The 6,578-nt window shown below is 61.4% G+C and carries 6 protein-coding genes; 4 read left to right on the top strand and 2 right to left on the bottom strand.

Annotated elements, in window-relative coordinates:
- Positions 1 to 941, bottom strand: a 941-nt coding sequence (locus tag Q0627_RS01130) for a putative zinc-binding metallopeptidase (protein WP_298807232.1), incomplete at its 3' end; no start/stop codon positions are given.
- A 132-nt stretch (positions 942 to 1,073) separates the two neighbouring features.
- Between Q0627_RS01130 and Q0627_RS01125 the strand changes: the two genes are divergently transcribed.
- Positions 1,074 to 2,045 (top strand): SURF1 family protein, encoded by a 972-nt coding sequence (locus Q0627_RS01125; protein WP_291016801.1) that lies wholly within the window; start codon positions 1,074 to 1,076, stop codon positions 2,043 to 2,045.
- Here the strand turns inward: Q0627_RS01125 and Q0627_RS01120 are convergent.
- Positions 2,023 to 2,955, bottom strand: a complete 933-nt coding sequence (locus Q0627_RS01120; RefSeq protein ID WP_298807228.1) for a cobalamin biosynthesis protein — start codon at positions 2,953 to 2,955, stop codon at positions 2,023 to 2,025. The genes Q0627_RS01125 and Q0627_RS01120 overlap by 23 nt on opposite strands.
- Positions 2,956 to 3,000: 45 nt before the next feature.
- Between Q0627_RS01120 and Q0627_RS01115 the strand changes: the two genes are divergently transcribed.
- The 3 genes from Q0627_RS01115 (at position 3,001) to Q0627_RS01105 (ending at position 6,323) form a co-directional block, all read left to right on the top strand.
- Positions 3,001 to 3,810, top strand: coding sequence for a fused MFS/spermidine synthase (locus Q0627_RS01115; RefSeq protein WP_291015549.1), 810 nt, complete (start codon positions 3,001 to 3,003; stop codon positions 3,808 to 3,810).
- A gap of 111 nt (positions 3,811 to 3,921) precedes the next feature.
- Positions 3,922 to 4,845 carry a hypothetical protein gene (locus Q0627_RS01110; RefSeq protein WP_291015551.1) on the top strand — a complete coding sequence of 308 codons (924 nt, stop codon included), beginning with the start codon at positions 3,922 to 3,924 and terminating at the stop codon, positions 4,843 to 4,845.
- The gene (locus tag Q0627_RS01105; RefSeq protein WP_298807227.1) at positions 4,845 to 6,323 is read left to right on the top strand and encodes an Eco57I restriction-modification methylase domain-containing protein; all 1,479 of its coding nucleotides are present in this window, start codon (positions 4,845 to 4,847) and stop codon (positions 6,321 to 6,323) included. Before Q0627_RS01110 ends, Q0627_RS01105 begins: the two co-directional genes overlap by 1 nt.
- The last annotated feature ends 255 nt before the right edge of the window (positions 6,324 to 6,578 follow it).

Genomic DNA, 6,578 nt, shown 5'->3' with positions numbered 1-6,578 from the left:
ACGAACGGGTACATGTCCGGATGCCCCATCGACCGGTTGATCTGGTTGAGCGCCCACGACAGCGGCAGCCACCACTCGACGATCCGGTCGAAGCCGACATCGCCGGGCAGGTCGCTGTCGAGCGTCGAACCGGCCGGGGCCATCGCGAACGCGGCGGCGGTGTCCAGGGTGTCGCGGATATGCAGGTAGTGCGCGAAGGTCTCGGCGAAGTCCTCCGCCGGATGCATCGTCGCGTACGACGACACGAAGTTCTGCTGCCAGCCCTCCGGCGCGCCTTGCGAATAATGCCGGTCGATGGCGGCCTGATAGTCCTCGTCCGGGTTGCCGAACAGTTCCTCGAATCCCGGTCGCGCGGCGTCGTCGACGAGAACCATCTGGTAGTAGTGCCCGATCTCATGCCGGAAGTGCCCGAGAACGGTGCGGTACGGTTCGGCTAGTTCGACGCGCATCTGCTCGCGGTGGACGTCATCGCCCTCGGCCAGATCGAGGGTGATCACACCGTTCGCGTGACCGGTGACCACCGATTCCGACGCGCTTGAGAGCAGGTCGAACGCGAGTCCGTTGACGTTGTTGTCCTCGTAGCCGCTGATCGGCAGTCCGAGTTCGTTCAGTTCGAGCACCAGCCGGCGTTTGGCGGATTCGGCCTGCCCGAACTCCTTGAGCGCCTCGGTGTCGGCGTCGGCGGGCCGCGTCCGAGTCAGCGTGCACGAGGCGCACAGCTCCGGATGGCCGGTCCATTCGACCAACCAGTTACATTGCGCCACTACAGCATTGGCACACTTTTCGAGGAGTTTACCGTCGACTTCGACCTTGCCGGAGTCGTCGAGGGTGTAGAAGGTCTTGGTCTCGAGCCAGAAACCCAGCGGCGACTGGCAGTGCAGACACAGGCTGTTCTCGAAGGAAAGTCGTTGGCCACATTCTCGGCATAGGAAATCACGCACGATTCCCACGCTACCGCCGGTTCGGTGATCCCGCGCGGAACGCCGATCTGCCGTGTCGACCGCTTCGGCACGGCACCCGCGGTGGGCCGGTCGGTCCCCTCGGCCGGTACCCCGATCGGTAGCGTTGTAGTGGTGCATGTGCTGCGAACAATCCTGCGCCCCGGGTGGATCGTCCTGGGTGTGGTGGTCATCGCCTTCGCCGCCGCCTGCTTCATGCTGCTGGCGCCGTGGCAGCTCGGCAAGAACTCCGACACCACGCACCGCAACGACCTCATCAAGAAGGCCGTGGCCACCGACACCGTGCCGATCGACGACGTCGCCGTCGAGGGTGCCCCGTTCGACAAGAACACCGAATGGCGCGAGGTCTCCATCACCGGCTCCTACCTGCCGGCCAAGCAGGTGCTGGTGCGGCTGCGTTCGGCCGAGGAGCGGCCCGCGATCGAGGTGCTCACGCCGTTCGCCGTCGCAGGGTCGGATCGAGTTGTGCTGATCAATCGCGGGTATGTGCGTCCCGCGCAGGGCGGTGCCGGTGTGGATGTGCCCGCACCGCCGCAGGGCCGGGTCACCATCGCCGGACGGATCCGGGCCTCCGAGGGCACCTCTCCCGGCCGGGGTGCCCATCAGGAGGGCGGGACCCTGGCCGTGTACACGATCGATCCCGTCGAGGTGGGTGCCGCCACGTCGCTGGCATTCGATCCGTTCTACGTGCAGTTGTCGGGCGGTCAGCCGGGTTCGCTCGGCGTCATCGCGCTGCCGCAGCTCGATTCGGGACCGTATCTGTCGTACGGACTGCAGTGGCTGGCGTTCGGGATCATGGCACCGCTGGGTTTGGGCTACTTCATCTGGTCCGAGGTCACTCACCGGCGCCGCGCCCGGGAGGCCGTCGAGCAGAGCGCTACCCCCGACGACGAACCGGACACCACGCGCCCACGTACGTCCTCCAAACGGGCGCAGACGCGTGCGGACCTGCAGCGCGCATCGTCGGGCGCTGCCACCACGGCGACGTCCCAAGCCACCGATGCAGCCGGTATCGGACACGGCCCCGACACTGCGCACTCGGAGGCCGCCGTGCGCGAGAAGCTCAGCCGGCGCTACGGCGGCTGAACACCGCACGCAGCAGTCGGTAACCGACGGCGACGACAACCGTGCCGGTCTGCACGCGCCGGGACAGTCGCACCGCCGCCCGCAGATCCTGCGACCCGGGCGCGGGCCCGGAGCCGAGCTGCGGACGCATCTCCTCGCCATGCGCGTACACGGTGCGCCCACCGAGCCCGATGCCGAGCGCACCGGCGAACGAGGCCTCCACCACGCCCGCGTTGGGGCTCGGATGTTTACCGGCATCGCGATGCCACGCAGCCCACGACGACGCCGGATCCGGTCCCAGCACCACCACGAGAAGTCCGCTGAGCCGCGCCGGTACGACGTTGGCCAGGTCGTCGAACCGGGCACTGGCCCAGCCGAAGTTCAGGTAGCGCGCCGACCTGTAGCCGACCATCGCGTCGAGCGTGTTGACGGTGCGATACGCGACGAGGCCGGGTACTCCGGCGACTGCACCCCATACGACAGGCGCGACGGTCGCATCGGAGGTGTTCTCTGCGATCGACTCGACGGCGGCCCGGCACATGCCGTCCGCGTCGAGCGACCGCGGGTCGCGGCCGCACAGGCTGGGGATCAGGGCGCGGGCCGCGTCGATGTCCCCGGCATCGAGGTTGTCGGCCATCTGCTCCCCGACCCCGGCGAGTGTGGTGCCACCGAGCACCGCCCACGTCGCCGTCGCCACCAGCACCGGTTCGATCGAGCGCAGTCGTCGCGTCACCAGCGCCGACGCCAGGCCCATGCCGCCGACGGCCACCGCCGCGTACGCAACGCCCGCGCTGCGAGTGTCACGGTAGAGTTCTCGCTCCAGGCTGCCGAGAATCCGGCCGAGCCCGGCGACCGGATGGAAGCGCCGCGGATCGCCCAGCATACGGTCGGCGGCGTAGCCGGCCACCAGGCCGACGGCAACAGAATCCACGCGCCGGAGCGTAGCAACCGGTGCGGCGTCCCTACACTCGTCGCTGTGTCCAAGACCCAGCCGACTCCGGCGCCCGGAGTGCATCGGATCGATTCGGGTACCTGCGAGCTCGCACCCGACCCGATCGCCGGCGGTTGGCTGCTCACCATCAACGGCGCCCACAGCTCGCACATCGACCCCGACGATCCGCTGCTTCTCGACTTCGACTACATGCGGCAGATGGTCGCGGTCATCGAGCAGCGCTACGAACCGTCGGCGTCGTTGCGGGTACTGCATCTGGGCGGGGCCGCCTGCTCACTGCCCCGCTACCTGGCGGCGCGCTATCCCGCTACCCGGCAGGTGGCGGTGGAGGTCGACGCCACCCTCGCCAGGCTGGTCCGCGAATGGTTCGCCCTCCCCCGATCCCCTTTGCTACGCATCCGCGTCGGCGACGCCCGCGAGGTCCTCGAATCCGCCCACGACGGCTCCCGCGAGGTCATCGTGCGCGACGCGTTCAGCGACGCCGTCACCCCTGATCACCTGACCACCCGCGAGTTCACCGCCCACGTCCACAGAGTCCTGGCCCCGGGTGGGCTGTACCTGGCCAACTGCGGCGACGACCGCACCCTGCGCCGCGCCCGCGCCGAGGTCGCCACGGTCGCCGACACCTTCACCAACGTCGCCGTCATCGCCGACCCGTCGATGCTCAAAGGCCGCCGCACCGGCAACGTCGTCATCGCCGGTTCCGACGGCCCCCTCGACCCCGACCCGGCTCTCGTCCGCCGGCTCCTGTCCGACGCCCTCCCGTCGTCGATACTCACCGGCGCCCAGGCCCGTGCGTTCGGTTCCCGGCCCATCCTGCGCGACCCGGCATAGCGTCCGACCTGGACCGGATAATCGACGACAGCCCGCCAGAAGGTCCTCCTCCCTCCAATAGGCTCGATCCCGGAGCCGACCGCGACTGATCGACCAGTAGACTCGCCTACTGTGATCACAGTCGACCGCAAGCTTGCGGAACGAAAGCCCGATGTCATGGCCTATTTTCGCGAACGAGCAGCAGAAACTATGTCCGAGACACGGCGTAGATTCGGTGAATCCCAGTTCAAGGATCGCGCGAGCCATATCAACAAGGCATCAACCGAGGCATACCGCCAAGTAGTTGAAGGTGTTCGTGCAAAATCTGCTGCCGAATCGTGGGACAGCGAGGAGCAACTATCTGCACTGCTCATGCTAAATTACGCTAACGCGGTTGTCATGGTTGAGACCCGAAACGAAGTCTGGCCATACGACTACATGACATTCTCGCGACGTATTGGCGAACTTTGGCAGCCGTTCTGCAAGCTCTGCTTTGAGTATCCAGTATCTACGGTTCAGCCCGTCATCCCCCCCTTATTCAAAGACGTGAAATTAGCCCTCGCAAACGAGGTGGAAGCCTACATATCTGAACTACCAATTTCAGCCGCACAGCATATCGAACTGAAAGCCTACTACGACAAGGTGTGGGCGCTAGTAAATTCAGGTGAAATAAACCTCGCACTAGACCTACATTTCCAATTCGATAGCACTCAGTTCGCAGTCGACTTCAAGAGCGCATTTGGTTCGAACGAAAAAGGCAACACCAACAGGCTACTCCTCGTCGCTTCAATCTACCGCGCGTTCGACAAGGACAGCCGCTGCTTGCTCTGGGTGAGGGCGGAAGAGGATCAAAACAATGCCTACTTTCGAACACTCCAGCGCTCCGGGATATGGGAAGCATTCTGCGGTGACGAAACCTACGATCAGATCTCCCACTACTCCGGGTTCAACCTGCGTGAATGGATGAGAAGTAATGTTGACTGGCTGACCGACCTCGATACCAGCACCGCGAAACATATAGTTGATTCAGGACTTGGACGGTATGTAGAATGGTGATGAAATCTGCGCGCGACAACTACCAGGCATATCATACCTATTCCGAGACGCTTGTCAACTACCTGGTTGATCGCATCGATGCAAATCCAGGCGATCATGTACTTGAGCCGGCCGCTGGCACCGGGTTGTTAATTGATGCGACTCTCGCGCGTTATCCTGACATCACAGTTGATGGATACGAAGTGCAACGTGACCTCAGCAATCAACTCTCGACCCGCTATTCGAACGACAGACGAATTCGACTCTTTACCGAAGACTTCATTGACGCAACCCTCCGTAGCTACGACAGGGTCATCGCCAACCCACCTTATGGCGCATGGCTCGATCATGCACGACGGGATAAGCTGCAGCGTGAATACACGGGATTATACGTGCGCGAAACATACACATTATTCATGTACCGTGCGCTGCATTCCCTAAAACCCGGAGGACGTGCAGTTTTCATTGTGCCCGAAACCTTTCTTTACCTACACCGACACAAATATCTTCGGCACGCCCTCCTTACTGAATCTCGAATAATTGACCTAGTGGTATTTCCCTCAAGACTCTTTCCTGGTATCGGCATGGGGTACGCAAAACTATGCATCATTACATTCGAACGAGATCTCGATGAGGATAAATGTCGGACGAACCAGTTTAACGCTCGATTCGGAATCAGTTCAATCAATGAGCTTACCAAGGCTTCGACGGGTTCCACGCTTTCAATTAGTCAATATTCCGTCTTGACTAGTATTGGATCCGCCTTCCTACTGTCAGATTTTCGAACGGCCACTGACTTGATCAATACCGCACCGACCAGGATCGGCGATATCGCAGCATGCGTTACTGGTTTCTACTCAGGCAATGATCTCAGCTTTCTACGAAATGCAGATCCCACAGCCCGAAACGCTAAGCGATATGCGCGAGTTGATCCTCGAAAGATTGCTGACCACATCCCGAATGCTGACGAGGCCCTTAACGGAATTGCAAATGTCCGACACTTCGTACCAGTACGCAAGGGCGGTCCCGATCGTTTTGTTAGCCTTCCTCGCTGGTACATGGACTGGAGCGAAGACGCACTCGTCAAGTATCGCACGAACAAAAAAGCAAGGCTGCAGAACATGCGCTACTACTTTAGACACGGAATCGCGGTCCCAATGGTTTCAGGTGGAGTACTTCGTGCCTGCCAAATTAGCGGCGAACTCTTTGACCAAGCAATAGTTGGAGTTTTTCCATACAATCCCGAAGATGAGTTACTGCTGCTCGGGTTTCTCAATTCACCCACCGCAACCCATCTAATCAAGACCATAAATCCGACAGCCAATAACTCTGCGAATTACCTAAAGAAGGTGCCGCTTTTAATCCCCCCTGTCAAGTTGCGCAGGCAGGTCGAGATCAATACTGCTACGATCATCGATGAAATGTATGCAGGTCGCGAACCTTCCAGCCAGTACAAGGTAGAGATAGACGATATCTTTCGCGATATCTATGGATTCTAGCCTCAAAATTTCTTGAGGTGGCTGTTGCCTGTTGAGTTGGGCCCAGGTGGTGGTCTGACCTGAGTTGGACCTCTCGAGGCCGTTTTCGCGGTGCCGGTGATCGTTGGTGCTGGTCAGCGTGTTGCCGGTCGTGATTCTCAGGCACTAGCCTCAAAATTTCATGAGGTGGCCGTTGCCTGTTGAGTGGGCCCAGATGGTGGTCTGACCTAGATCCGCGAGTAGTGGTGGCGTATCGGGTTTGGCTCCGAATTTGAC

It is taken from the genome of uncultured Gordonia sp. (genome assembly GCF_937858515.1).
Lineage (GTDB): Bacteria > Actinomycetota > Actinomycetes > Mycobacteriales > Mycobacteriaceae > Gordonia.
The sequence above is the reverse complement of the archived record's forward strand: the minus strand, read 5'-3'. Positions and strand labels throughout refer to the sequence as shown.

What these genes read in the sequence shown, in the direction of transcription:
- Q0627_RS01105 (WP_298807227.1), top strand. Translation starts at nt 4,845, where the DNA reads ATGAAATCTGCGCGCGACAACTACCAGGCATATCATACCTATTCCGAG.